Source organism: Stenotrophomonas sp. B1-1, from assembly GCF_010894375.1.
In the GTDB taxonomy this organism is placed as follows: Bacteria; Pseudomonadota; Gammaproteobacteria; order Xanthomonadales; family Xanthomonadaceae; genus Stenotrophomonas.
On the sequence record NZ_JAAIUZ010000018.1, the window covers coordinates 57846 to 81251 of the forward strand.

Annotated in this window: 27 protein-coding genes and 2 tRNA genes; 17 read left to right on the plus strand and 12 right to left on the minus strand. The window is 67.2% G+C overall.

Features of this window, described 5'->3' with window-relative positions:
• Positions 1-15 precede the first annotated feature (15 nt).
• The 5 genes from G4G00_RS14735 (at position 16) to G4G00_RS14755 (ending at position 4015) form a co-directional block, all read left to right on the plus strand.
• On the plus strand, positions 16-795 hold the full coding sequence (locus tag G4G00_RS14735) for an SIMPL domain-containing protein (RefSeq protein WP_108754393.1): 780 nt from the start codon (positions 16-18) through the stop codon (positions 793-795).
• 2 nt (positions 796-797) lie between these two features.
• Positions 798-1385, plus strand: a complete 588-nt coding sequence (locus G4G00_RS14740; protein ID WP_164274644.1) for an aminodeoxychorismate/anthranilate synthase component II — start codon at positions 798-800, stop codon at positions 1383-1385.
• A gap of 16 nt (positions 1386-1401) precedes the next feature.
• A complete protein-coding gene (gene trpD, locus G4G00_RS14745; RefSeq protein ID WP_164274647.1) occupies positions 1402-2433 on the plus strand; it encodes an anthranilate phosphoribosyltransferase in 1032 nt (343 codons plus the stop codon).
• Between the two features lie 74 nt (positions 2434-2507).
• Positions 2508-3302 carry an indole-3-glycerol phosphate synthase TrpC gene (gene trpC / locus G4G00_RS14750; RefSeq protein WP_108754390.1) on the plus strand — a complete coding sequence of 265 codons (795 nt, stop codon included), beginning with the start codon at positions 2508-2510 and terminating at the stop codon, positions 3300-3302.
• Positions 3299-4015: a haloacid dehalogenase-like hydrolase gene (locus G4G00_RS14755; protein WP_108754389.1), complete on the plus strand. Its 717-nt coding sequence runs from the start codon at positions 3299-3301 to the stop codon at positions 4013-4015. Before trpC ends, G4G00_RS14755 begins: the two co-directional genes overlap by 4 nt.
• 92 nt (positions 4016-4107) lie before the next feature.
• Here the strand turns inward: G4G00_RS14755 and G4G00_RS14760 are convergent, their stop codons facing one another.
• Complete coding sequence (locus tag G4G00_RS14760; protein ID WP_108754388.1) at positions 4108-4869, minus strand: sulfite exporter TauE/SafE family protein; 762 nt, start codon at positions 4867-4869, stop codon at positions 4108-4110.
• Between the two features lie 76 nt (positions 4870-4945).
• Positions 4946-5635 carry a cAMP-activated global transcriptional regulator CRP gene (gene crp / locus G4G00_RS14765; protein WP_010482649.1) on the minus strand — a complete coding sequence of 230 codons (690 nt, stop codon included), beginning with the start codon at positions 5633-5635 and terminating at the stop codon, positions 4946-4948.
• Positions 5636-5784: 149 nt separating this feature from the next.
• Between crp and speD the strand changes: the two genes are divergently transcribed.
• Entirely contained in the window at positions 5785-6579 is a 795-nt protein-coding gene (gene speD, locus G4G00_RS14770) for an adenosylmethionine decarboxylase (protein WP_006473908.1), read from the plus strand.
• A gap of 166 nt (positions 6580-6745) precedes the next feature.
• A complete protein-coding gene (gene sugE, locus G4G00_RS14775) occupies positions 6746-7066 on the plus strand; it encodes a quaternary ammonium compound efflux SMR transporter SugE (protein WP_108751088.1) in 321 nt (106 codons plus the stop codon).
• A gap of 115 nt (positions 7067-7181) precedes the next feature.
• Here the strand turns inward: sugE and coq7 are convergent, their stop codons facing one another.
• Complete coding sequence (gene coq7, locus G4G00_RS14780) at positions 7182-7826, minus strand: 2-polyprenyl-3-methyl-6-methoxy-1,4-benzoquinone monooxygenase (protein ID WP_108754387.1); 645 nt, start codon at positions 7824-7826, stop codon at positions 7182-7184.
• 196 nt (positions 7827-8022) lie between these two features.
• Between coq7 and rplM the strand changes: the two genes are divergently transcribed.
• Positions 8023-8451, plus strand: a complete 429-nt coding sequence (rplM, locus tag G4G00_RS14785) for a 50S ribosomal protein L13 (protein WP_005414692.1) — start codon at positions 8023-8025, stop codon at positions 8449-8451.
• Positions 8452-8453: 2 nt separating this feature from the next.
• Entirely contained in the window at positions 8454-8846 is a 393-nt protein-coding gene (gene rpsI, locus G4G00_RS14790; protein ID WP_005411311.1) for a 30S ribosomal protein S9, read from the plus strand.
• A 187-nt stretch (positions 8847-9033) separates the two neighbouring features.
• Here the strand turns inward: rpsI and G4G00_RS14795 are convergent.
• Positions 9034-9108: transfer RNA gene (locus G4G00_RS14795), tRNA-Gln, on the minus strand.
• Between the two features lie 52 nt (positions 9109-9160).
• Positions 9161-9237: transfer RNA gene (locus G4G00_RS14800), tRNA-Met, on the minus strand.
• Between the two features lie 121 nt (positions 9238-9358).
• Between G4G00_RS14800 and G4G00_RS14805 the strand changes: the two genes are divergently transcribed.
• The 3 genes from G4G00_RS14805 (at position 9359) to bfr (ending at position 10906) form a co-directional block, all read left to right on the plus strand.
• Positions 9359-9979: an RNA pyrophosphohydrolase gene (locus tag G4G00_RS14805; RefSeq protein ID WP_108751086.1), complete on the plus strand. Its 621-nt coding sequence runs from the start codon at positions 9359-9361 to the stop codon at positions 9977-9979.
• Positions 9980-10087: 108 nt separating this feature from the next.
• Positions 10088-10294, plus strand: a complete 207-nt coding sequence (locus tag G4G00_RS14810; RefSeq protein WP_057497541.1) for a (2Fe-2S)-binding protein — start codon at positions 10088-10090, stop codon at positions 10292-10294.
• Between the two features lie 141 nt (positions 10295-10435).
• Positions 10436-10906, plus strand: coding sequence for a bacterioferritin (bfr, locus tag G4G00_RS14815; RefSeq protein WP_108754386.1), 471 nt, complete (start codon positions 10436-10438; stop codon positions 10904-10906).
• A gap of 149 nt (positions 10907-11055) precedes the next feature.
• Here bfr and G4G00_RS14820 read toward each other — a convergent pair whose 3' ends face one another.
• The 3 genes from G4G00_RS14820 to G4G00_RS14830 are packed head-to-tail and all read right to left on the minus strand — an operon-like array spanning position 11056 to position 15809.
• Positions 11056-13248: a hybrid sensor histidine kinase/response regulator gene (locus G4G00_RS14820; protein ID WP_108754385.1), complete on the minus strand. Its 2193-nt coding sequence runs from the start codon at positions 13246-13248 to the stop codon at positions 11056-11058.
• Positions 13249-15147, minus strand: a complete 1899-nt coding sequence (locus G4G00_RS14825; RefSeq protein ID WP_108754384.1) for an EAL domain-containing protein — start codon at positions 15145-15147, stop codon at positions 13249-13251.
• Between the two features lie 44 nt (positions 15148-15191).
• A complete protein-coding gene (locus tag G4G00_RS14830) occupies positions 15192-15809 on the minus strand; it encodes a DUF4126 domain-containing protein (protein ID WP_164274650.1) in 618 nt (205 codons plus the stop codon).
• Positions 15810-15987: 178 nt separating this feature from the next.
• Here G4G00_RS14830 and G4G00_RS14835 point away from each other — a divergent pair, with 178 nt between their 5' ends.
• The 5 genes from G4G00_RS14835 (at position 15988) to ampE (ending at position 19598) form a co-directional block, all read left to right on the plus strand.
• On the plus strand, positions 15988-16731 hold the full coding sequence (locus tag G4G00_RS14835; protein ID WP_164274653.1) for a DUF6776 family protein: 744 nt from the start codon (positions 15988-15990) through the stop codon (positions 16729-16731).
• 4 nt (positions 16732-16735) lie between these two features.
• Complete coding sequence (locus G4G00_RS14840; protein WP_108757367.1) at positions 16736-17203, plus strand: polymer-forming cytoskeletal protein; 468 nt, start codon at positions 16736-16738, stop codon at positions 17201-17203.
• Between the two features lie 31 nt (positions 17204-17234).
• On the plus strand, positions 17235-17627 hold the full coding sequence (gene erpA, locus G4G00_RS14845) for an iron-sulfur cluster insertion protein ErpA (protein WP_108747525.1): 393 nt from the start codon (positions 17235-17237) through the stop codon (positions 17625-17627).
• 66 nt (positions 17628-17693) lie between these two features.
• Positions 17694-18599 carry an NAD(+) diphosphatase gene (nudC, locus tag G4G00_RS14850; RefSeq protein ID WP_108754381.1) on the plus strand — a complete coding sequence of 302 codons (906 nt, stop codon included), beginning with the start codon at positions 17694-17696 and terminating at the stop codon, positions 18597-18599.
• Between the two features lie 111 nt (positions 18600-18710).
• Positions 18711-19598, plus strand: a complete 888-nt coding sequence (gene ampE / locus G4G00_RS14855; protein ID WP_164274656.1) for a regulatory signaling modulator protein AmpE — start codon at positions 18711-18713, stop codon at positions 19596-19598.
• Positions 19599-20199: 601 nt separating this feature from the next.
• On the opposite strand, the gene G4G00_RS14860 is transcribed toward ampE, so the two are convergent.
• The 4 genes from G4G00_RS14860 to G4G00_RS14875 all read right to left on the minus strand — a co-directional run bounded on the left by G4G00_RS14860 (position 20200) and on the right by G4G00_RS14875 (position 23326).
• Positions 20200-20625, minus strand: coding sequence for a DUF2752 domain-containing protein (locus tag G4G00_RS14860; protein ID WP_108754378.1), 426 nt, complete (start codon positions 20623-20625; stop codon positions 20200-20202).
• Between the two features lie 43 nt (positions 20626-20668).
• Positions 20669-20941 (minus strand): CD225/dispanin family protein, encoded by a 273-nt coding sequence (locus G4G00_RS14865; protein ID WP_108751076.1) that lies wholly within the window; start codon positions 20939-20941, stop codon positions 20669-20671.
• Positions 20942-20973: 32 nt separating this feature from the next.
• Positions 20974-21261 (minus strand): CD225/dispanin family protein, encoded by a 288-nt coding sequence (locus tag G4G00_RS14870; RefSeq protein ID WP_108751075.1) that lies wholly within the window; start codon positions 21259-21261, stop codon positions 20974-20976.
• 175 nt (positions 21262-21436) lie between these two features.
• Positions 21437-23326, minus strand: a complete 1890-nt coding sequence (locus G4G00_RS14875) for an MFS transporter (RefSeq protein WP_164274659.1) — start codon at positions 23324-23326, stop codon at positions 21437-21439.
• Positions 23327-23406: the final 80 nt, after the last annotated feature.

Sequence of the window (23406 nt, forward strand, 5' to 3'; positions counted from 1 at the left end):
GACAAGGAGTACCGCATGAAGCTGCTGAGCGCATTGCTGTGGTCGTCGCTGCTGGCCACGATGGCCCCGTCCGCGTGGGCGCAGGCCAACACCATTCCCTCGCAGCCGCATCTGCTGGTGAAGGGGCAGGGCACCCGCACGGTGATGCCCGACCGCTTCGGCCTGCAGTTGAACATCGAAGAGACCGATATGGACGCCGATGCGGCGCGCCGCCGCGTGCAGGACAACGTGGCGCGCGCGCTGGCGCTGTTCAAGCAGCACAAGGCGGTGGACGGAAGCGTGCGCGCGGACAACCTGCGCATCGGCCCCGCCACGCGCTATGAGGACAGCCGGCAGGTGTTCATTGGTACCCGCGTTTCGCGCCAGCTGCGTGCCAGCTTTGCCAGCGTGAAGCAGATGCAGGACGTGCTGGCCGCGCTGAAAGCGAATGAGCATGTGCAGGTCAGCAGCGTCGCCCCGACCTACTCCGGTGAGGTCGCACTGCGCCGCGAGCTGAAGACTGAAGCGGCGGCCCAGACCCGTGAATCGGCGCAGGGCCTGGCCAAGGCCTATGGAACGTCGCTGCGCGGCCTGTACAGCATTTCCGATGTGGCACCGGATTTCGCCTATGGCATCCAGGCCGGGCAGTGGCCCCAGCTGGACGAGGATGGCCAGAACCTGGACCGGATCTCGGTAACCGGCAGTCACGGCTACGCCGCAGCGCCTGAGCCTGGTACGCGCGAATCCATCGAAGCCGGCCCCATCACCTACACCGAAAACGTGTACGCCATTTTCCTGATAAGCGACGGAACCTGACCATGTTGTGGATGATCGACAACTACGACAGCTTCACCTACAACCTCGTGCAGTACCTGCAGACGCTGGGTGCCGAAGTGAAGGTGGTGCGCAACGATGCGATGAGCGTGGACGAGATCGCCGCGCAGAAACCCGAGCGCATCGTCATTTCGCCCGGCCCATGCACGCCCAATGAAGCAGGCGTGTCGCTGGAGCTGATCCAGCGGCTGGGCCCGACCACGCCGATCCTCGGTGTGTGCCTGGGCCACCAGAGCATCGGCCAGGTCTACGGCGGCACGGTCATCCGCGCCGGCAACATCATGCACGGCAAGACTTCGCCCATCCGCCATGAAGGCAAGGGCGTGTTCGCCGGCCTTCCGGACCGCTACCAGGCCACCCGCTACCACTCGCTGGTGGTGGACAAGACCAGCCTGCCCGACGCGCTGGAAGTAACCGCCTGGACCGAGAACGAGGACGGCTCGATCGAAGAGATCATGGGCCTGCGCCATCGCCAGTCCCCGGTGGAAGGCGTGCAGTTCCACCCCGAATCCATCCTCACCGAACACGGCCACGCCCTGCTGCGCAATTTCCTGCAGCGCCCGGCGGCCTGATCCAAGGAGCATTCCGATGAGCTTCTCCCCCCAGGAAGCCCTGCAACGCACCATCGAACACCGCGAAATCTTCTTCGACGAAATGGTCGACCTGATGCGGCAGATCATGCGCGGCGATGTTTCGCCGATGATGACCGCCGCCATCCTCACCGGCCTGCGGGTGAAGAAGGAAACCATCGACGAGATCGCTGCGGCCGCCACGGTCATGCGCGAATTCGCGCTGGCGGTGCCGGTGGCCGATACCACCCACCTGGTCGATATCGTCGGCACCGGTGGCGATGGTTCGCACACCTTCAACATTTCCACCTGCGCGATGTTCGTGGCGGCCGCCGCCGGCGCGCGCGTGGCCAAGCACGGCAACCGCAGCGTGTCGTCCAAATCCGGCAGCGCCGATGCGGTGGAAGCGCTGGGCGCGGCCATCGAACTGCAGCCGGCACAGGTGGCCGCGGCGATCGAGCAGACCGGCATCGGCTTCATGTTCGCGCCGATCCATCACCCGTCGATGAAGGTGGTCGCGCCGGTCCGCCGCGAGATGGGCGTGCGCACCATCTTCAACATCCTCGGCCCGCTGACCAACCCGGCCAGCGCACCGTCGGTGCTGATGGGCGTGTTCCATCCCGATCTGGTGGGCATCCAGGCGCGCGTGCTGCGCGAGCTGGGCACCGAGCGCGCCATGGTGGTCTGGGGCCGCGACAACATGGACGAGATCTCGCTGGGCGCCGGCACCCTGGTGGGCGAGCTGCGCGACGGCAAGGTGCGCGAATATGAGATCCACCCCGAAGACTTCGGCATTGCCATGTCGGCCAGCCGCAACCTGCGCGTGGACAGCCCGGAGCAGTCGATCCAGATGCTGCGCGCGGTGCTGGACAACCAGGCCGGCCCGGCGCTGGACATCGTGGCGCTCAATGCCGGCGCAGCGCTGTACGTGGCCGGCGTGGCCAGCGACATCGGCGACGGCCTGGCCCGTGCCCGTGCCGCCATCACCGATGGCAGTGCCCGCCAGCGCCTGCAGCAGTACGTTGACACCACCCGCGCGCTGGTTGCCTGAGCGCGCGGTTCAGCCTGACCCACCCGATGGCCGATAATGGCCGTCCTCACCGCCCCAGTACCGAAGCGACGACGATGAGCGACATCCTGCAGACGATCCTGGCCCGCAAGGCCGAAGAAGTGGCCCAGCGCCGCGCCCAGCGCCCGCTGGAGGCGCTGCAGGCGGCCGTGGCCAGTGCCCCCCCGGTGCGCGGCTTCGTGCGCGCGCTGCAGGCGGCGGTGGCCAACGGCGACCCGGCGGTGATTGCCGAGGTGAAGAAGGCCAGCCCGTCCAAGGGCGTGATCCGCCCCGACTTCCGCCCGGCCGATATCGCCGTCAGCTACGAGTTCGGCGGCGCCAGCTGCCTGTCGGTGCTGACCGACGTGGACTTCTTCCAGGGCGCCGATGCCTACCTGCAGCAGGCCCGCGAAGCCTGCACGCTGCCGGTGCTGCGCAAGGACTTCGTGATCGACGCCTACCAGGTGTACGAGGCCCGCGTGCTGGGCGCCGACTGCATCCTGCTGATCGTGGCCGCGCTGGACGACACCCAGCTGGCCACCCTGTCCGAACTGGCGCTGTCGCTGGGCATGGACGTGCTGGTGGAAGTGCATGACATCGACGAGCTGGAGCGCGCGCTGCAGGTGCCGGCGCCGATGATCGGCATCAACAACCGCAACCTGCGCACCTTCGAGGTCTCGCTGCAGACCACCCTGGACATGCAGAAGGCGGTGCCGCGCGACCGCCTGCTGGTGACCGAGAGCGGCATCCTGGGCCCGCAGGACGTGGCCCTGATGCGCGACGCCGGCATCCATGCGTTCCTGGTGGGCGAGGCCTTCATGCGCGTGGAAGAACCGGGTGAGGGTCTGCGTCAGCTATTCTTCGGGGCATGACAACGCACTATCCAACGCCGCGCGAGGATGCGCCGCTGGTCGTTTTCGACTTCGACCACACTCTCTACGACGGTGATTCGGGCACCCACCTGTTCGCCTCGCTGATCAAGCGCAATCCGCTGCGCATGCTGGCCGCGCTGCTGGTCACGCCGATCGCCGGGCCGCTGGTGGCGATGCTGCCGACCCGCCGTACCGGCATTTCGGTCTACGTGTGGATCGGCAGCTTCGGCCTGCACCGGGCGCGCGAGTTCAACCGGGTGATCGACGCCTACGTGATCCGCAACGAGCAGCAGATGCGCGCCAAGCTGCTGCCGCAGGCGCTGGAAGTATTCGCCGCGCACCGCGCCAAGGGCGACCGGGTGGTGGTGGCCACCGGCGCACCGCCGGAGCTGGCCCGTGCCATTCTGGCCTTCGTGGCCCACCAGGATGTGCCGGTGATCGGCACCGAAGTGGGCCCGCGCCTGGGCGGGGTCGGCCCGACCCGACACTGCCACAACGAAGAGAAGATGCGCATGCTGCGCGAGCGCGGCTATGGCGACATCGACATCGCCTATTCGGACAGCACCGCCGACCTGCCGCTGCTGCTGGCCGCCAAGGCGCCGGTGGTGGTGAACCCGAAGCGCTCCAAGGTCGACTTCTTCCGCAGCGTGCTTCCGGCCGGTACCCGCATCCTCAACTGGGGCTGCGTCGACCGCGGCGGCGACAAGGCCTGACCGGCGTCTGTTGTAGAGTCGAGCCATGCTCGACTGCTTTTCACGAAGAGCCGCCGGGCATGGCCCGGCGCTACCGGAACAGGCGCGGGCCGTCAGCGCCCCAGATAACCGCCCAGCGCGTGGCCGATCTGGAACAGGCTGATGCCCAGCACCAGCACGCCCACCGCCACCAGCACCCAGCGTTCCTTCACCCGCTTGACCAGGATCGCCGCCACCGGCGCGGCCATCATGCCGCCGATCAACAGGCCGGCGACGATCTGCAGGTGCTGCAGGCCCATCGACAGCAGGAAGGTGGCCGAAATGGTCACCGTCACCACGAACTCGGCGGCGTTGACCGTGCCGATGGTGGTGCGCGCCTGGCCGCCGCGGGCCAGCAGGGTGGAGGTGGCCACCGGGCCCCAGCCACCGCCGCCGCTGGCGTCCAGCAAGCCGGCGAAGAAGCCCAGCACCGGAACCCGGCGGATCTCGCCGTTGGGCATCCAGCGCCCGGCCGCACGTGCCAGGATGAGGATGGCCAGCACCAGCAGGTACAGGTAGATGAGCGGGCGGATGATGTCGCCCGGCAGCTGGGTCAGCACATAGGCGCCCACCGCGCCGCCCAGGGCACCGGGCAGGGCCAGGCGGAAGAACAGGCGTTTATCGACATTGCCTGCGACCAGATGCGACACACCGGACGCGCCGGTGGTGAACACTTCGGCGGTATGGATGGCCGCGCTGGCCTGCGCCGGCGGGATACCCATGGCCAGCAGCACCGACGACGACACCAGGCCAAACGCCATGCCCAACGCGCCATCGACCAGCTGTGCGCCCAGGCCGATGAGGATGAACCACCAGAATTCGCTGCTCAGTTCCATGCACCGAGCCTAGCGGATGCGCATGTGCGGGGCGTGCGATGGTGTGCGGACCAAGGTCCGCACCCACCGGGCGTGCTCAACGGGTGCCGTACAGCACCACGGTCTTGCCGCGGGCATGCAGCAACCCGTCGGTCTGCAGCTTCTTCAGTACGCGGCCGGCCATTTCACGCGAGCAGCCGACCAGGCGGGCCAGTTCCTGGCGCGAAACGCGCAGCTGGCTGCCCTGCGGGTGGCTCATTGCTTCTGGTTCCTGGGCCAGATCGTGCAGGGTGCGCACGATGCGGTCGGTCACGTCCAGGAACGCCAGGCGGCTGGCCTTGCGGCTGGTGTCGAGCAGGCGCTTGGAGATCTGCTGGCCCAGTGCGTACAGCAGGCGCGGGGCGTCGGCCGACAGCGGGCCCAGGAACAGCTGGTGCAGGCGTTCGTAGCTGATCTCGGCCAGTTCACAGGCCGTGCGGGTGCGCAGGATCACCTCGCGGCGGTCCGATTCAACGAACAGGCCCATTTCGCCCACGAACTCGCCGGCACCGAAGTAGCCCAGCACCAGTTCGCGGTCGTCATCCTCCTCGGCCATGATCGAGACAGAGCCGCTGATGACGTAATACAGCGTTCCCGCCGGGTCCCCAGGGCGGAAAACGTCGGTACGGGTGGGGTAACGCCGCCGATGGCTGTGCGCCAAGAAGCGATCGATGGTGGCGATATCCAAGGCCAATGGGCTGCTAGCTAGGCGCACGGTTGACACGATAGGGGCGCTCCCTCTGCGCATGAACGGATTCACGGGTTCGATGGCGGAGCTTAACCAGCGCACCTGTTAAGGGCAAATAGTGTGCCAGATGCGTGAGCCCTTCACGTTCCCCCGGCGGGCAGTTTGCCCCATAATTCCCCCTTTCCCATCTCACACAGGAATCGACCGCCGTGGTCAAGCCGTTGCCTCGCCTGAGGTTGCAGGGTTTCAACAACCTCACCAAGGCGCTGAGCTTCAACATCTATGACGTGTGTTACGCGCGCACCGAAGAGGAGCGTCAGCGTTACATTGAATACATCGATGAAGAGTACAACGCCGACAGGCTGACTCAAATCTTGACCGATGTCGCCGAGATCATCGGCGCGAACATCCTGAACGTGGCCCGCCAGGACTACGATCCGCAGGGTGCCTCGGTGACCATCCTGATCTCCGAAGAACCGGTGATCGACAAGAAGCAGGCCGGCAAGGAGCTGATCTCCGATGCCGTGGTCGCGCACATGGACAAGTCGCACATCACCGTGCACACCTATCCGGAAACGCACCCGCAGGAAGGCATCGCCACCTTCCGCGCCGACATCGACGTGGCTACCTGTGGCGTCATTTCGCCGCTGAAGGCGTTGAACTACCTGATCGAGAGCCTGGAATCGGACATCGTGATCATGGACTACCGCGTCCGTGGCTTCACCCGCGATGTGAAGGGCAAGAAGCACTACATCGATCACAAGATCAACTCGATCCAGAACTTCCTGGCCAAGAACATCAAGTCGCGTTACGAGATGTTCGACGTCAACGTCTACCAGGAAAACATCTTCCACACGAAGATGCACCTGAAGGACTTCGACCTGGACCAGTACCTGTTCGAGGAAAAGGCCAAGAACCTGTCGTTCAAGGAACGCATGAAGATCGAAGCGCTGCTCAAGCGCGAGATCGAAGAGCTGTTCCACGGCCGCAATCTGTCCGAGTAACACCCGTGCGCGATGCCCCTTGGCATCGCCCACCCAGGCGGGACGACCCGCCCCGTGGAACCGAATGCTGCGCAATCAGTGGTTCCACGGCGATGTACCGACCTACGGCCCGGTGTGAAAGCACCGGGCCGTTTCGTTTTTGTTCAACAAGGTAAGGACCCCACCCATGCCCTGGATCTATCTGCTGCTGGCCGGCCTGTTCGAAATCGGCTTCGCCATTGGAATGAAGTACTCCGAAGGCTTCAGCAAGCCCCTGCCCACCGCCGCCACCGTCGTCTCGGCGCTGATCAGCCTGTACCTGATGAGCCAGGCGATGAAGAGCATTCCGGTGGGCACGGCCTACGCCATCTGGACCGGTATCGGCGCGCTGGGTGTGGCGGTGCTGGGCATCTTCCTGTTCAACGACAGCGCCTCGCCGGCACGGCTGGGCTGCGTGGCCCTGATCGTGGCCGGCGTGATCGGCCTGAAGCTGGTGTCGCCCAATTGATTGACGGGGTCGGATCCCTTTTCCACGGGAAAAGAGCTCTGACCCCATCATGGATCACGGACCGTCAGGGGTCAGAGCCCTTTCCCTTGGGAAAGGGATCCGACCCCGGCGGCGGTTACAGCCGGTAGGCGATGGTCTTCATCACCTTCGATGCCAGCGCCATCGCGCCTGGAATCGGGAACGGCAGGCGGCGTGCGCCGGCCTGTTCGGCGTGCTCGGCGTGCCGGGCTTCGTCTTCCTTCATCACCTGGATGACCGCGCGGCTGCGCAGGTCGCCCGGCGGCAGGTCCACCAGGTGCTCGTCCAGGTGGGCTTCCACCTGGCGCTCGGTTTCCACCACGAAGCCCAGGTTCCAGCCATCACCGCGCAACCCGGCCAGGGTGCCGATGGTGTAGCTGCCGGCGTACCACAGCGGGTTGAACAGGCTGGGCCGGCTGTCCAGCTCGCCCAGGCGGGTGGCGCACCAGGCCAGGTGGTCGGTTTCTTCCTGCGCCGCTTCCAGCAGGTGTTCGCGGGTGGCCGGATCGCGGGCCACGGCAGCCTGGCCGAAGTACAGGCCCTGCGCGCAGACCTCGCCCACGTGGTTGATGCGCATCAGGCCGGCGGCATGGCGCCGCTGCGCGCGGTCCATGCCCGGTTCGTCGGTGTCCGCGGCCGGGTAGGGGCGGGCGGCCGGCGGGTTGCCGAACACTGTGTCCAGGGCGCGCTGCGCCTCGGTCAGCAGGTGGTCCAGCGGGGTGGTCTGGCGGAGCGCGGTCATGGCAGCACGGGTGGGGCGGGGAGACCTGCGATTCTCGCCCGGCGCCCGGGCCCTGCCAACCCAGGGCAGGGGGCGCTTGCACCGGGCAGGCCGGGTGCGTACAATCCCGCCTCTTACGCTTCACCTTTTCACAACGCGTGGCAGAGTTCCGGCGAGCCTTTCGCCGCAATGAGCCCGACCTAACCTAGAGTTCTTCATGAGCACTTTCACTGCCAAGAACGAGACCGTCCAGCGCGACTGGTACCTCGTCGACGCCGAGGGCAAGACCCTGGGCCGTCTCGCCACCGAGCTGGCCCGCCGTCTGCGCGGCAAGCACAAGCCGGTCTACACCCCCCACGTTGATACCGGCGACTACCTGGTCGTCATCAATGCAGAAAAGATTGCCGTCACCGGCAAGAAGCTGCAGGACAAGATGTATCACCGTTTCACCGGCTACATCGGCAACCTGAAGACCGAATCCCTGGCACAGGCGCTGGAGCGCCACCCGGAGCGCGTGATCGAGATCGCCGTGAAGGGCATGCTGCCGAAGGGCCCGCTGGGTCGCCAGATGTACCGCAAGCTCAAGGTCTACGCCGGCACTGAGCATCCGCACGCCGCACAGCAGCCGCAGGTTCTGGATATCTAATCATGGCTATCACTCAAAACTACGGCACTGGCCGCCGCAAGTCCTCCACCGCTCGCGTGTTCCTGCGCAAGGGTTCGGGCAACATCACCGTCAATGGCCGTCCGCTGGACGAGTTCTTCGGTCGTGAGACCGCGCGCATGATCGTGCGCCAGCCGCTCGAGCTGACCAAGAACACCGAAAGCTTCGACATCCTGGTCACCGCCGCTGGCGGCGGCACCACCGGCCAGGCCGGTGCGATCCGTCTGGGCATCGCCCGTGCACTGGTCGAGTACGACGAAACCCTGAAGTCCGAGCTGCGCAAGGCTGGCTTCATGACCCGTGACGCCCGTGAAGTCGAGCGTAAGAAGGTCGGTCTGCACAAGGCCCGTCGCGCCACCCAGTTCTCCAAGCGCTGATCCGCTGCGCCTGGTTGGGCTCCTTCGGGAGCCCGCTGGTTGGAAACGCAAAAGCCCGGCTTCGGCCGGGCTTTTGTCGTTCAGGGGATTGGGGGTCGGATCCTTTTCCGCAGGAAAAGGCGCTGATCCCCAGTGATGCGCGCGCAAAGAAAAAGGCCAGATCTTTCGATCTGGCCTTTCTTGAATGTGGCTGCCCCGGATGGATTCGAACCACCGAATGCCTGAGTCAGAGTCAGGTGCCTTACCGCTTGGCGACGGGGCAATGTCGCGAACTGCTATTCTCACATTTTTCACATTGAAAAACAACTTCAATGTGGTGGCTATGGGTGGACTCGAACCACCGACCCCAGCATTATGAGTGCTGTGCTCTAACCGGCTGAGCTACATAGCCTTGGTGAGCCCGCTATTCTGCGCATGTGTACTGGGCCTGTCAACACCTTTGTAACGTGCTTGTGGCCTGACAGGCGTCATGGGATAGTCCCAGCCAGTAGATTTTCTTAGGAGTCCGCATCGTGATCGATCCGGACGGCTATCGACCGAACGTCGGCATTGTGCTGATGCGGCAGGACGGGCAGGTATTCTGGGCACGACGTGTGCGCCGGGATGGCTGGCAGTTCCCGCAGGGCGGAATGAACACCGACGAGACCCCCGTCGAAGCCATGTATCGTGAACTGCAGGAAGAAACCGGACTGCTGCCCGAGCACGTGGAAGTGCTGGGCGCGACACCGGGCTGGCTGCGCTACAAACTGCCGGCGCGGGCCATCCGCCGCAATGAACGGCAGGTCTGCATTGGTCAGAAGCAGGTCTGGTTCCTGCTGCGCCTGACTGGCGATGAATCGCACGTGCGGCTGGACCACACCGACTCGCCGGAGTTCGACCACTGGCGCTGGGTCGATTTCTGGTACCCGGTGGAACACGTGGTCATGTTCAAGCGTGGCGTCTACGCCCGTGCCCTGCGCCATCTGGCGCCGCTGGCACGCGGGGTGGCGGGGCAGGGGGTCACTTCCATGCCCAAGAGCGCGGCCGAGGCCTGGATGCCCGGCCAGGCCGCCGGCCATGACCGCCCACGCAAGCGCCCGCGCAGCCGCGGGTACTGGCCGAAGAAGGCCCAGGGCGACGGTCCGGCCACCTAGTGGCCTGAACGGTAGCGAGAATGGTTCAGGTCATTGATTGACAACCATTCTCGTTTGCATTGGAATAGCCACCAGGCCGCTTCCGGCCTGTCAGCCTGGTTCCTGCCCGTGTACGTCTGCATCTGCAATGGTGTTACCGACCACCAGATCCGTGAAGCCGCCTCGCAGGGCGTCACGTCGGTGGGCGAGCTGACCATGCGTACCGGTTGCGGCGCTACCTGCGGTTCCTGCCTGGACATGGCCGGCGACCTGCTGGCCAAGGCGCTGGCCACGCACGACCTGCCGCTGCCCGTGCTGGGCCTGCAGGCGGCCTGATCCGCCTTCGCGCGGCGTTGACGCCGTGCCCCCTTCTGCCTCGCTGCTGGCTGCACTGGCCAATGCGCACGATTCGCGTTCCTTCACGCTCGCGCGCAAGGGGTTACAGTGCCCGCGTTTTCAGCGTGCAGGAGCATCCCCATGAAGGGCGACACCAAGGTCATCGAATTCCTCAACAAGGTCCTCTACAACGAGCTGACCGCGATCAACCAGTACTTCCTGCACGCCAAGATGCTCAAGAACTGGGGCATCAAGGAACTGGCCGAGCACGAGTACAAGGAATCGATCGACGAGATGAAGCATGCCGACATGCTCGCCGACCGCATCCTGTTCCTGGAAGGTCTGCCGAACTTCCAGGCGCTGGGCAAGCTGCGCATCGGCGAAAACCCGACCGAGATCCTGCAGTGCGACCTGTCGCTGGAACGCGACGGCGTGGTCACCCTGCGCGACGCCGTGGCCTATGCCGATTCGGTCGGTGACTACGTCAGCCGCCAGCTGTTCGTGAAGATCCTGGATTCGGAAGAAGAGCACATCGACTGGCTGGAAACCCAGCTGGACCTGATCGAGCGCATCGGCGAGCCGAAGTACCTGCTGAGCAAGCTGGAAGAGTGATGGAACCCGCAGCGTAGAGTCGAGCTTGCTCGACTGCTCTACCCGCGGTTTGTAGAGTCGAGCTTGCTCGACTGTTTTTGCCTGAAGCAGTCGAGCAAGCTCGACTCTACGGAGGGGCCAAGGCAGTCGAGCAAGCTCGACGCTACCGGTTACCGGTGCTGGCCCAGGTAGCCGGTCAGCGCCACGCGCGCACGGGCGAATTCGGCCACCAGCAGCGCCACCGCCACGGCGGGGCGCTGCAGCGTGCCGCCGCGGGCTTCTCGCTCGATGCGCGTGGCCACGGCCGACAGAGACAGCGCACCGACATTGGCGCTGGATGATTTGAGGCTGTGCGACAGCGCCTGCAGGCGCTCGATGTCTTCGCCCTGCGCGGCCTGCTGCAACTGCTGCACCAGCAGCGGCGCATCTTCCAGGAATACGGCCACGATCTGCAGCGCGGCCGGACCGATCACGCTCTGCAGTTCTTCCAGCACGCTGCGGTCGAGCACCGGCTGCGGCGATGCGCTTGGCGCCTCGATCGGTAGCGTCGAGCTTGCTCGACTATCGCCCTGTTGATCGTCATGTTGATCGCAGTCGAGCAAGCTCGACTCTACGCGTGCGGGTGTGCCGCCCCAGCGCTGCAGCAGCGCGTGCAGGGCTTCGCGGTCGATCGGCTTGGACAGGTAATCATCCATGCCCGCCTGCAGGCAGCGCTCGCGATCGCCGGCCATGGCGTTGGCGGTCATCGCGATGATCGGCAGGCGGGCCTGGCCGGTCTGCGCTTCTTCGTGCCGCCAGTGGCGGGTGGCGCTGTAGCCGTCCAGCACCGGCATCTGGCAATCCATCAGCACCACGTCGATGCCACCGGCGCGCATGGCCGCCAGCGCCTGTTCGCCGTCGGCCGCATTGCGTACCTGGCACTGGAAGACCTTCAGCAGCTGCTCGGCCACCATGCGGTTCACCGCGTTGTCTTCCACCAGCAGTACCTGCAGCCCCAGCGCAGGCAGCGTGGGCAGCGGCACGCCGGCGTCGGCCGCCAGCAGCGGGGCGGGCCGCGCACTGGCCATGGGCGCGCCCAGCAGGGTGTGCAGGGCGGCGTCGGTGAAGGCGGCGGGCAGCTGCTGCTGGCGCGGCCGCGCGGGCGCGGCGTCATCCTGCAGCCACAGCACCTGCATCGCGTCGTCGTCGCCGCGCTCGGCCAGGGCGCGTTGCAGCGTGGCCTCGCCCTGGCGGCGCTGGCGTGCATCCACCAGCAGCCATGCCGGCGCCGGCTGGCCGGGCCGCGGCGCACTGCGCAGGCGCTGCACCAGCGCCTCCAGATCGGACAGCGCCTGCGCCTGCAGGCCGTGGTGCACGGCAATGCGTTCCACCCGCGCCTGCAGCAGCGGGTCGGCGCTGTACAGCAGCAGCGCGGCCGGGCCGCGGGCCGATGCCGGCAGGTCGCCGGGCACCTTCAACAGCGGAATCTCGAACCAGAACGTGGCGCCATGGCCGGGCGTGGACTGCACGCCGATCTGGCCGTGCATCAGGTCGATGATGCGCTTGCAGATGGCCAGGCCCAGGCCGGTGCCGCCATACAGGCGGGTGGTCGATGCATCGGCCTGGCTGAAGGACTGGAACAGACGCGCCTGCAGGGCCTGGTCGATGCCGATGCCGGTATCGATCACTTCAAACCGCAGCTGGTGCTGCGCCGGGCCTTCGCCCAGCCGCTGCACGCGCAGCTGCACGTGGCCGCGCGCGGTGAACTTGATGGCATTGGCCAGCAGGTTGCTGAGCACCTGGCGCAGCCGCACCGGATCGCCACGCACCGACAGGCGCACCGCGGGGTCCAGCTGCAGGCTTACCGAAAGCCCCTTCGATTCGGCGGCGCGCTGCATCAGCTGCACCACGCCATCGAGCAGTTCGCGCAGATTGAACGTGGTGATTTCCAGTTCCAGCGCCTGCGCTTCCAGCCGCGAGTAATCCAGGATGTCATCGACGATGCGCAGCAGCTGCTGCGAACTGGCCGATGCGGTGGCCAGCATCTGCCGCTGGTCCTCGCCCAGCGGCCCACGCGCGATCAGTTCCAGCATCGGCAGGATGCCGTTGAGCGGGGTGCGGATTTCGTGGCTCATGGTGGCCAGGAATTCGCCCTTGGCCAGCACGGCGGCTTCGGCGGCCTGCTTGGCCTGCAGCAGCTGGTGTTCCAGCTGCCCCTGGCGTTCGGTGGTGCGCCGCAGCTGGTCGCGTTCGCTGGCCAGCACGGTGCGTTCGCGCTGGCTGGCGGCCAGTTGCCGGCCGCGCGCCCGCAGGCGCAGGCCCAGTACCGCCAGAGCCACGGCGGCCAGGCACAGCGCCGCCAGCAGCGCGACCGTCAGCGGCACTCAGAGCACCGCGTTCTGGAAGTCGAAGTTCAGGTCGCTGCCGGCCGACTGCACCATGTTGCCCTGGATGTAATCGACACCGCCTACCCACATGGCCGCCGCGGCCTGTGGGTCTTCGATCTGCTGGCCGATGATCTGCAGGCCAGCGGCGTGCGCCTGTTCGATCGCACGGCGCAGTTCCTCGCGCGTGCCCGGGTTGGAATGGCTGCTGGAAAAACGCGCGGCCATGCGCACGAAGGCCAGCGGCAGCTGGGTCAGCAGGGCATCGGCTTCGCTGCCGGGTTCGAACTGGCTCAGGCAGAAGCGCACGCCGGCGCTGGCCATGCGCTGGCAGAACTGCTGCAGCGGCACGGTATGGATGAGCGCATCGGGCAGGCGCACGTCGATCACCAGCGCACTGCCCGGCAGGTCGCGCTGCTGCAGCGATTCCAGCAGCCAATCGGCGAAGGCATCGCGCTGCAGGGTACGCAGCGACTGCGAGACGAACAGGTTCAGCGGGTGGGTGGCGTGGCGGTACAGATCCAGCAGGCCCATGGCATGTTCCAGCACCTGCTGGTCCAGGTCGGCAATGCGCCCGGCCGCTTCGGCAGCGGGAATCACCTGGCCGGCGGTCAGCACGGTGCCGTCTTCCTGGCGCAGGCGCAGCAGCAGCTGGTACTGCGCACTCCCGCCACCGGCCACCGCCACGATCGGCTGGTAGGCCAGTTCCAGCTGGCCTTCCAGCAGGGCCAGGTGCTCTTCCTCGTTCACCGTGGGGCGGTGCACGTGGCCGGCCACGCCGGAGCTGAGCAGTCGTGCCTGCAGGGTGGTGCGTTCCACCGCTTCCAGTGCGCTGGTGGCATCGTCGAAGCCGGGCGACAGCGGCGCATAGCCGACCACGCCGCGCAGGTGCACCGATTCGTCGTCGCGGATCACGAAGGCGCGCGCGGACAGCTGTTCGCGCAGGTTGGCGGCCAGGGTTTCCAGGTGGTCTTCGTGGGCATCGCGGGCCAGCAGCAGGAAGCTGTTGTCGTTCAGGCGCGCCAGCAGGTGCGGATGGCCGGCTTCGGCCAGACGCTGCCCGGCCTGCACCATCAGCCGTTCGAATGCGGCGTAGCCGTAGCGTTCGCGCAGGCCCAGCGCGCTGGAAATCTCGATGAAGAACACGCCGCCATGGCCGTGGTGGGCCAGGCTGGCGCTCAGCTGCTGCAGCACGTGGTGGCGGGTGGGCAGGCCGGTTTCCGGGTTGCTGGTGGCTGGTGCACCGTTGGCGCCGGGCAGGGTGGCGGCCTGCGCACGGGCGCGGCGGATGCGGTTGGCCACGGCGGCAATCAGGTGGCGCGGCCGGATCGGCTTGCTCAGGTAATCGTCGGCGCCGCAGTCCAGCACTTCGAACTGGCGCTCCGGGTCCGGATCGCCGCTGAGGAATACGATCGGCAGCAGCTGCATGCCCGGCTGCTGGCGGATCATCGCGGTCAGCCGCATGCCATCCACGCCCGGCAGGTGCAGGTCCATCAGGATCAGGTCGGGGCGCTGTTCGCGGATGGCCTGCGGCACGGCATCCGGGTCGCCCAGCACCACCGCCTGCATGCCCGCGCCGTGCAGCACGCTCTGTGCGAACAGGGCCTGCGCGCGGTCGTCTTCGACGATCAGCACGCGGTACGGCGAATCGGCCGGGGGCGGTGCGGCGTCGCTGTTGCCGGCTTCGCCCTGCGGCGGCGGGAACGGCAGCGGCGGCGGTGCCGGCAGCTCGCTGCCAGCGGCGTGTTCGGTAGTGGCCTGCACCAGGCCCAGGGGCGCCGGAGCGGCCACCGCCACGGCAGGCGCGGCGTCGGGCGTGGCCCAGCGCTGCCAGTGGTCGGCAGGTGGGGTTTCAGCGCGTCCTTGGCGGGCGCCCGCGGGAAATTCATTTGCGGCCATGGGGGCTCCTGATGTTCACGGCCATTATGCGGCAAGGCCAGCCGTCATCCTGCGCGGGCGGGCCCGCCGCCGGCGCTGCCGCCAGCACGGGCAAGCCAGCGCACACCCTTCCACAGCGTGCGCCACACCAGCCACACCAGCAGGGCACCGGCCAGGCTGCAGGCCAGCACCACGATCAACGCGATCCACGGGTGGGCCAGGGCAAGGGCGAGACCGCCGATCACCACGGTGTCTTCGGCGGCCGAGGCAATCCAGTTGCTGGCCGGTTCCGGCGAGGTGTTCAACAAGGCGCGGGTGCCGGCCTTCAGGCCATGGCTGGCCAGGGCCACGCCGGCGCCGGCCACCAGCGCACCGGTGCCCAGATCGCCGTCGGGCGACAGCGTGGCGGCGGCCAGGAAGGCGCCCGCGGGCACACGGGCCAGGGTCTGCAGCAGGTCCCAGATCGAATCGACGCCGGGGATCTTGTCGGCGACGAATTCGGCCGCGGCCAGCGCCGCCGAGGTGCCCAGCACCCACCACGATTCGGTGGCCTGCAGGGCCGGGGGCAGGTCCACCCAACCCAGCAGGCCGGCCAGGCCAACGCCAAACACGGTGAGGTAGACGCGGATGCCGGCCAGCCAGGCCAGCAGGATGCCGATCACGAACAGGTGGGCTTCGGTCATGGCGGACTCCGGCGGCGGAACTGTGCGGGGTGCCACACTATCGGCGATGGCGTGCCTGAACACCACTGGCCGCCGGCGGCCGCCCCCGGGGAATCCCGCCGTTCCTGACTTACACTAGCCCGTCGTTTGCCACAGGGGCCGTGACGGTGTTGCCAATGCGATGCCCCGGAGACTACCCATGAACAACCGCCCTCCCATGCGTGTGCAGGTTCGCCTGCCGGGCGCACCACAACCGCCGCTCGATCGCCGTCGCCTGCTGATACTGGCCGGTATCTGGCTGCTGAGCCTGGTGCTGGCCGTGCTGGGTGGCTGCTGGCTGGGCGCGCCGCGCGATGCCCAGGGCCAGCGGCTGCAGGCCGCCGAAAAGCGCGCCGAGACCCTGCAGACCCAGTTGACCGAGGTGCGCCAGAAGCAGGCCACCCTGGAAGCGTCGGACCGGATCAGTCGCGCGGCCAACACCGAGGTGCAGTCGTCGCTGGCCGAGCGCGATGAAGAGATCGCCGGGCTGCGCGCCGACGTGGCGTTCTACGAGCGCCTGGTGGGTTCCACCAGCCAGCGCAAGGGCCTGAACACCCATTCCATCGAGTTCAGCCCGGAATCGGCCGGCACCTGGCAGTACACCGCCGTGCTGACCCAGAACCTCAACCGTGGCGCGATCAGCCAGGGGCAGATGCGCTTCACGGTGGAAGGTGTGAAGAACGGCAAGCTGGCCACGATCAGCTGGGATGAGCTGCACCAGCGCAACAAGGTACCGGGGCAGGATTACTCGTTCCGGTACTTCCAGCAGCTCACCGGCAGCGTCATGCTGCCGACAGACTTCACCCCGCAACGCGTGCGGGTGACATTGGGTGGGGGTGCGGGGGGCACGACCCAGGTATTTGACTGGAAACAGGCCGGTGCACCGGCCAGCAATGGGGAGTAGGCAGATGTTCGGAAACAGCAAGTCGAGCCGTGATGGCCAGCTGGTGGTGGATGCCCTGATCGGCAACCAGGTGGTGATTCGTGGCGATGTGGAATTCAGTGGGGGCCTGTATGTGGAAGGCCGCATCCACGGCAAGGTGATCGCCCAGGAAGGCGCCAGCGGTGCCACCCTGACGGTGGCCGAGCATGGCGTGATCGAAGGGGAGATCCGCGCCCAGGTGGTGGTCATCAGCGGCCGCATGGATGGCGACGTGCATGCCACCGAGAAGGTGGAGCTGACCCCCAGCGCCCGGGTGAACGGCAACGTGCATTACCAGGTGGTGGAAATGAATGCCGGCGCGCAGCTGAACGGCCGCCTGATCCATGCCAGCAGCCCGGTTGCCGCGCTGCCCGCCCCGGAAGGCGAGGAGACCGCTGGCAAGGGCAAGGGCGGCGATGCCGCGCGTCGCAAGCTGGCCGAGGCCATGGCTTGAAAGCCGCGTTCGGCGCCCCCATGCTGGGGCCATGAGCACGCTAGTTTCCCTGCCCGGCGCCACGCCGGCCGCCGCTCCCGACTACCAGTCGCTGGAGCGGCCGCTGAACTTCACCGAATCCGCTGCGGCCAAGGTGAAGGAACTGATCCAGGACGAGGGCAACCCCGACCTGGCCCTGCGCGTGTACATCGAAGGCGGTGGCTGTTCCGGCTTCCAGTACGGTTTCGAGTTCGACGAGAACCGCGCCGAGGATGATCTGGCGGTACAGACCAGCGGGGTGACCCTGCTGGTCGATCCGCTCAGCCTGCAATACCTGATGGGCGCCGAGGTGGATTACACCGAGAGCCTGACCGGTGCGCAGTTCGTGATCCGCAACCCGAACGCGAAGACCACCTGCGGCTGCGGCAGCAGCTTCAGCATGTAAGCACCGGCACGCGCGGCGGGCAACGCCGACCTTGCCACCTGCTGCGAATGGCGGCAGGCTTGTGGAATGCTTACGACTCCTTCGCCGCTTTCCGGTTTCGCCTTCGTGGACGAACCGCTGGAGCGCGCCGATGCCCTGCGCGCCGATGCCGATGCACTGGCGCGCCTGTGGCCGGATGCGCGCATTCTTGTGCTGGACCAGGACGGCACGGCCTTCACCGATGAGGATGACCAGCCGCTGGCGTTGACCGGTGCCGCACTGGGTGGTGGCCCGGGCGCTGCGATCTTCCTGGGGTTGCGGGATGGCCAGGCATGGTTCGGCGTGGATGCCGCGCAGGTCAGCGTGACCGCGCCGCGACGGCTGGACCTGCGGCAGGCGGCGTTGCTGTGGACGGTGGCCGATGCCACGGCCTTCAGCTATGCGCGCGGCATGTCGTACTGGCAGTCGCGCACGCGCTTCTGCGGTGTCTGCGGCAGTGCCGTGGCCTTCGCCCGCGGCGGCTTCGTCGGCCGCTGCCCGCAGTGCGCCACCGAACACTACCCGCGGGTGGACCCGGCGGTGATCGTGGCCGTGGAAAACCAGGGGCGGCTGCTGCTGGGGCGGCAGGCCAACTGGGCGCCGCGCCGCTATTCGGTGCTGGCCGGGTTCGTCGAGCCGGGCGAAACCTTTGAACAGACCGTGGCCCGTGAAGTGCACGAGGAGAGCAAGGTGCGGGTGATCGCCGCGCAGTACCTGGGCTCGCAGCCGTGGCCGTTCCCCGGCGCGCTGATGGTTGGCTTCCGCGCGCAGGCGCACGACGATGTGCCCACCGTGGATGGCGAGCTGGAAGATGCGCGCTGGTTCACCGTCGATGAAGTGGGCGCGGCACTGGCGCGCGACGTGGAAGACGACGGCCAGGGCATCCGTCTGTCGCCGCCGATCTCGATCTCGCGTGGCCTGATCGAACACTGGTACCGGCAGCAGCGCGGCTGAGCATTGCCGCCACCTGAACACGCGGCGGGTTACAGTGGAATCCGTCGCTGAAGGCGCGGCTGCGGCAGGTAAGGTAGCGGCGCCGAACGCTTGTTCATCGGGAGACCCGCCATGTTCACCACCCTGGTTGCCGTGCTGGTGGCGCTGGCCCTGGGCCATGTTGCCCCGGCCGCTGCCGCTTCACTGCGCCGTTTCGAGGGTTTCCGGCGCTGGCTGGGCTGGTTGGACGCGCATGGCGGGCGGGCCTGGCAGGGGCCGGCGGGTGTGCTGGTGGCACTGCTGCCGCCGCTGCTGCTGATGGGGCTGCTGGTGTGGCTGCTGAGCGGGGTGCTGTTCGGGCTGCCCGCGCTGCTGCTGGGCGTGGCGGTGCTGGCCTGGTGCTGGGGCCCGCGCGATCTGGATCGCGATGTTGAAGCGGTGATCGACGCCGACGAGGCCAGTGCCCGCCAGGCGGCGGTGCGGCACCTGCAGGCCGCCGGTGGCAGCCTGCGCGAGGATGTTCCGTCGCTGGTGGAAGCGACCGTGTTGAATGCACTGCGGCGCTGGTTCGCGGTGCTGTTCTGGTTCCTGTTGCTGGGCCCGGTCGGGGCGCTGGCCTACCGCCTGTTGGCGCTGATGGCCGAGAGCCCGATGCGGGCGCGGGTGCCGGTGGAACCGCTGGCCTTGGCGCAGCGCGTGCTGTCGTGGATTGAATGGCCGGTGGCCCAGCTGATGGCGTTTTCGATGGCGCTGGTGGGCAACTTCGATACCGCGTGGAAGGCCTGGCGGCAGGCCCATGGCGAACGGCTGGCCGGCGGCATCGGTTTCCTGGGCGCGGTGGCGCGTGCCAGCGTCAACGCGGAGCTGCGCGAGGACGCGCACGATTACACCGAAGCGGGGCTGTTGCCGGTGTGGCAGCGGCTGCCGGACCTGCGCGATGCGATGAGCCTGGTGTGGCGCATGCTGCTGCTGTGGCTGGCGGTGCTGGCCCTGCTGGTGATTGCCGGCTGGGTAACGTAGGTGTTCGGGCAGGGCTTGCAGCCCTGCACCCGCAGAGGCTTCAAGCAACGTCAACGTCAAAAGCTGGGTATCCGTGGGATGGCGGGGCGGTGTGGGTGGGCAGGACACGCCGTAAACCCGTCCATGGGGGCTCGTAGGCGCCTTGCTCGCGCGCGCAATCCTGCGCGCCCGGCAAGACCGGGGTTGGGCGTCCTGCCCAACCCGCCCGAGGCATGCCTCGGGCCCATGGCGCCTGCGGTCCTGCCCACCCACACCGCCCCACCTCCGACAGTTCCCCGCGGCTGTGGGGAACTGCGATTGTTCGAATGCCCGGCTGTTGGTAGGTGTCGACCTTGGTCGACACAGTAGATCCACGCCATGCGTGGATACGGAGCGCAGCGACCCGCTTTGGCTTTTGATCTTCTCTTCTTTTCCGTGGTGGACGCGCGCGGAAACTGTCCGTGGCCGGGTGCGATGGGCTTGCGGGGGTATCCGCGCCATGGATGGCGCGGCTAAGCCCCCATGGATGGGTTTACGGCGTCCCCCGCAAGCCCATCGCATCCGGCCAACCTCATGATCGCCAAACGCCCCACCACGAGGGGCTGCGCCGTTGGCTGGAACCCTAGACCGGGGCCAGGGCGGTGAAGGGTGCCCAGGGCAGGTTGCGCAGCAGCGCGTAGCCGGGCAGCAGCCACAGCCAGAACATCGGGTTGGCCAGCACCCGCATCAACGGGTCCAGCACGCGCGGACGGATGCCGGCGCTGTTGAGCAGCATCAGCAACAGGAACGGCAGGCTGATGACCAGCAGCGGATTCATCGCCATCGCGCCGGGCAGGTCGAAGTGGACCAGCGAGTACAGGCAGCGCGTGCTGCCGCAGCCGGGGCAGTACAGCCCGGTCAGTGCGTACAGCGGGCAGCCGGGCAGCGGATTGCCCGAGACATAGGGATTGACGTGGCGCAGCACCACGGCGGCACCCGCGGCCAGGCCGGAAGCGGCCAGCAGTGGGGCCCAGCGGGCCAGTCGGGAACGTGCGGGAAGGACGGACATGCGACAACGGGATCCGGCGCGGTGCCGGATCCCGCAGGGTGCATCAGTAGCTGCTGCCGCCGCCCATCACGCCGACCACGGCGATCAGGATGCCGTACAGGATGCCGACCACGACCGCGGCGATGGCCGACCAGATGGCCCACTTCTTGGCCTTTTCCGACGACTCACGGGCACCGGCGATGTCGCCAGCGGCCAGCTTGCCGTTGACCTGGGCGGCGTAGACGATCGACACGATGCCGGCCGGCAGGCAGCAGAACAGGGTCGACAGGATGGCCCAGACCAGATTGTTGGGGACCTGCGGGGTGGTGGTGTTCATGGTTCAAGCTCCTCGATGGGTGGTGGTGTGAATCAAAGGTCGGAAAGAGCGCCCAGCGCGGCCAAGCCGCCGAACAGCCCGAACCACAACAGCAACAGGACCGGCAGTGCGACGGCCGAAGCCACCGCCCACCAGCCCGCCTTGCGCGACGCACTGAAGGCCCCCGGCAGATCACCGGCCGCGCGGCGGCCGTCCACCTGGGACGCATAGACAATCGACACCACCCCCAGCGGCAGGCAGCAGAACAGCGTGGTCACGATCGCCCAGACCAGATGGTTGGGGATGTACACCGGACGCTCGATAGGTGGCGGTTGATTCAAAGCAAGACTCCATTCCTTGGCGGTCGGTCTGTCGCGGACAGGCCGAACCTCCCCCCTGTGGGTGCGTAATCTACCGCAACGCGCGCCTCATGTATGCGTTTACATGCCCGCCGAGGGGGGCTCGGCGGGTGTCCAGGCGGGGTAGCGGGGCGCGCTGCACCCCGTGTCCGATGCGTCAGGCGTTGTAGCCGCGCAGGCTTCGCACCTGCGTTTCCAGCGCGGCCGCATCGGTACGCTGGCCGTCCACGGCGGGTGAGGCGACCACTTCCACGGTGGCGCGGAAGCGGCGCGGAACGCGCATGCGGCCCAGGCGGGTATCGCGCCGGCTCCACATGCTCGACCACATGCCGCGCAGGGCCATGGGCACCACCGGCACCGGCCTGCGCTCCAGGATCTTTTCCACGCCCGATTTGAACGGCGCCATCTCGCCATCGCGGGTCAGTGCGCCTTCGGGGAAGATGCAGACCAGTTCGCCCTCGGCCAACGCCGCATCCACTTCGTCGAACGCGCGCTGCATCAAGGCCGGGTCTTCGCGTGCGCCGGCAATCGGAATCGCCTTGGCGGTGCGGAAGATCCACCGCATCACCGGGATATTGAAGATGCGGTAGTACATGACGAAGCGCACCGGGCGCGGGATCGTCGCCGACAGGATCAGCGCATCCATGTAGCTGACATGGTTGCAGACCAGCAGCGCGGCGCCTTCGTCGGGCACGTTGGCTTCAATGCCGTGCGGGCGCAGCCGGTACAGCGTGCGCACCATCACCCAGCTCAGGAAGCGCATCAGGAATTCGGGGACGATGGTGAAGATATAGATCGCCACCACGGCATTGGCGATGGCCAGTGCCAGGAACAGCTGCGGGATGGTCCAGTGCAGCCATTCGCGCGCGGCCAGCGAAATGAGGGCGGCGCCGACGATGAAACCGGAATTCTGGATGTTCAGCGCGGCGAACACGCGCGACATCTGCGCCTTCGGGGTGCGGCTCTGGATGAGCGCGAACAGCGGCACCACGAACACGCCGGTGAACAGGCCAATACCGACAAGATCGACGACGATGCGCGCGCTGCCGGCCTGCTGCAGGAAGGCCAGAATGCCCATGCCGTGCACCGTGGCCTCGCCCGGGCGGGCGAAGTACAGATCGAGCAGGAAGGCGGTCATGCCAAAGGCGCCCAGTGGCACCAGGCCGATTTCAACGGTGCGCGCCGACAGCTTTTCGCACAGCAGCGAGCCGACGCCGGTGCCGACCGAGAACAGGGCCAGCGCGAACAGGTACAGCTTCGGTTCGCCGCCCAGGTTGGCCAGTGCGTAGTTGGGCAGCTGCGAGGTCAGCACGGTGCCGACGAACCAGAACCAGGACACGCCCAGGATCGCGTTGCGCACCGCCTTCTGCTGCCGTGCCATGCGCAGCACGACGAGCGATTCCGGCAACGGGTTCCAGTTGATCTTCAGGTCCGGGTCGCCGGCATCGACCTTGGGGATCATGCGTGCGGCGATGTTGCCGCAGACCGCCAGCGCGATGACCGCCGTGGCCGCCACGATCGGACCCTGGCTGCCGGCCAGCAGGAACACCGCGCCGCCCAGGATCATGCCCGACAGGATCGAGATGGAGGTGCCCATTTCCACCAGGCCATTGCCGCCGGTCAGCTCTTCGGGCTTCAGCACGGCTGGCAGCACCGAGTACTTCACCGGGCCGAACAGGGTGGACTGCATGCCGGTGCAGAACAGCGCCACCAGCAGGAACGGCAGGCTTTCGGTCAGGAAGCCGACGGCCGCCATCGACATGATCACGATCTCCATGGTGGTGGTGATCACGATCAGGCGCGATTTTTCCAGTTTGTCGGCGATCTGGCCGGCAAGGGCTGAAAACAGGAAGTAGGGCAGGATGAAGATGGCCGGCGCCAGCGTGGTGTAGAGCGAACGCTGCTCTTCCGATACGCCCAGGTAGAACAGCAGGCCGATGATCGCTTGCCGGTAGACGTTGTCGTTGAAGGCACCGAGCGCCTGCACGATGAAGAACGGCAGGAAGCGGCGCTGGCGCAGCAGGGCGAACTGGTTGTGGCCGGACATGGAACCTCCTTGGACCGCCGCAGCCTAGCATTCCTGCCTGCACGACGGGTGCCGGGCGGGGGGACACGCATCGGTGGCGT

Excerpts from the sequence above, each read along its gene's own strand:
- G4G00_RS14735 (WP_108754393.1), top strand. The coding sequence starts at position 16 with ATGAAGCTGCTGAGCGCATTGCTGTGGTCGTCGCTGCTGGCCACGATG.
- G4G00_RS14740 (WP_164274644.1), top strand. The coding sequence starts at position 798 with ATGTTGTGGATGATCGACAACTACGACAGCTTCACCTACAACCTCGTG.
- trpD (WP_164274647.1), top strand. The coding sequence starts at position 1,402 with ATGAGCTTCTCCCCCCAGGAAGCCCTGCAACGCACCATCGAACACCGC.
- trpC (WP_108754390.1), top strand. The coding sequence starts at position 2,508 with ATGAGCGACATCCTGCAGACGATCCTGGCCCGCAAGGCCGAAGAAGTG.
- G4G00_RS14755 (WP_108754389.1), top strand. The coding sequence starts at position 3,299 with ATGACAACGCACTATCCAACGCCGCGCGAGGATGCGCCGCTGGTCGTT.
- G4G00_RS14760 (WP_108754388.1), bottom strand. The coding sequence starts at position 4,869 with ATGGAACTGAGCAGCGAATTCTGGTGGTTCATCCTCATCGGCCTGGGC.
- crp (WP_010482649.1), bottom strand. The coding sequence starts at position 5,635 with ATGCGCAGAGGGAGCGCCCCTATCGTGTCAACCGTGCGCCTAGCTAGC.
- sugE (WP_108751088.1), top strand. The coding sequence starts at position 6,746 with ATGCCCTGGATCTATCTGCTGCTGGCCGGCCTGTTCGAAATCGGCTTC.
- coq7 (WP_108754387.1), bottom strand. The coding sequence starts at position 7,826 with ATGACCGCGCTCCGCCAGACCACCCCGCTGGACCACCTGCTGACCGAG.
- rplM (WP_005414692.1), top strand. The coding sequence starts at position 8,023 with ATGAGCACTTTCACTGCCAAGAACGAGACCGTCCAGCGCGACTGGTAC.
- rpsI (WP_005411311.1), top strand. The coding sequence starts at position 8,454 with ATGGCTATCACTCAAAACTACGGCACTGGCCGCCGCAAGTCCTCCACC.
- bfr (WP_108754386.1), top strand. The coding sequence starts at position 10,436 with ATGAAGGGCGACACCAAGGTCATCGAATTCCTCAACAAGGTCCTCTAC.
- G4G00_RS14825 (WP_108754384.1), bottom strand. The coding sequence starts at position 15,147 with ATGGCCGCAAATGAATTTCCCGCGGGCGCCCGCCAAGGACGCGCTGAA.
- G4G00_RS14830 (WP_164274650.1), bottom strand. The coding sequence starts at position 15,809 with ATGACCGAAGCCCACCTGTTCGTGATCGGCATCCTGCTGGCCTGGCTG.
- G4G00_RS14835 (WP_164274653.1), top strand. The coding sequence starts at position 15,988 with ATGAACAACCGCCCTCCCATGCGTGTGCAGGTTCGCCTGCCGGGCGCA.
- G4G00_RS14840 (WP_108757367.1), top strand. The coding sequence starts at position 16,736 with ATGTTCGGAAACAGCAAGTCGAGCCGTGATGGCCAGCTGGTGGTGGAT.
- erpA (WP_108747525.1), top strand. The coding sequence starts at position 17,235 with ATGAGCACGCTAGTTTCCCTGCCCGGCGCCACGCCGGCCGCCGCTCCC.
- nudC (WP_108754381.1), top strand. The coding sequence starts at position 17,694 with ATGCTTACGACTCCTTCGCCGCTTTCCGGTTTCGCCTTCGTGGACGAA.
- ampE (WP_164274656.1), top strand. The coding sequence starts at position 18,711 with ATGTTCACCACCCTGGTTGCCGTGCTGGTGGCGCTGGCCCTGGGCCAT.
- G4G00_RS14860 (WP_108754378.1), bottom strand. The coding sequence starts at position 20,625 with ATGTCCGTCCTTCCCGCACGTTCCCGACTGGCCCGCTGGGCCCCACTG.
- G4G00_RS14865 (WP_108751076.1), bottom strand. The coding sequence starts at position 20,941 with ATGAACACCACCACCCCGCAGGTCCCCAACAATCTGGTCTGGGCCATC.
- G4G00_RS14875 (WP_164274659.1), bottom strand. The coding sequence starts at position 23,326 with ATGTCCGGCCACAACCAGTTCGCCCTGCTGCGCCAGCGCCGCTTCCTG.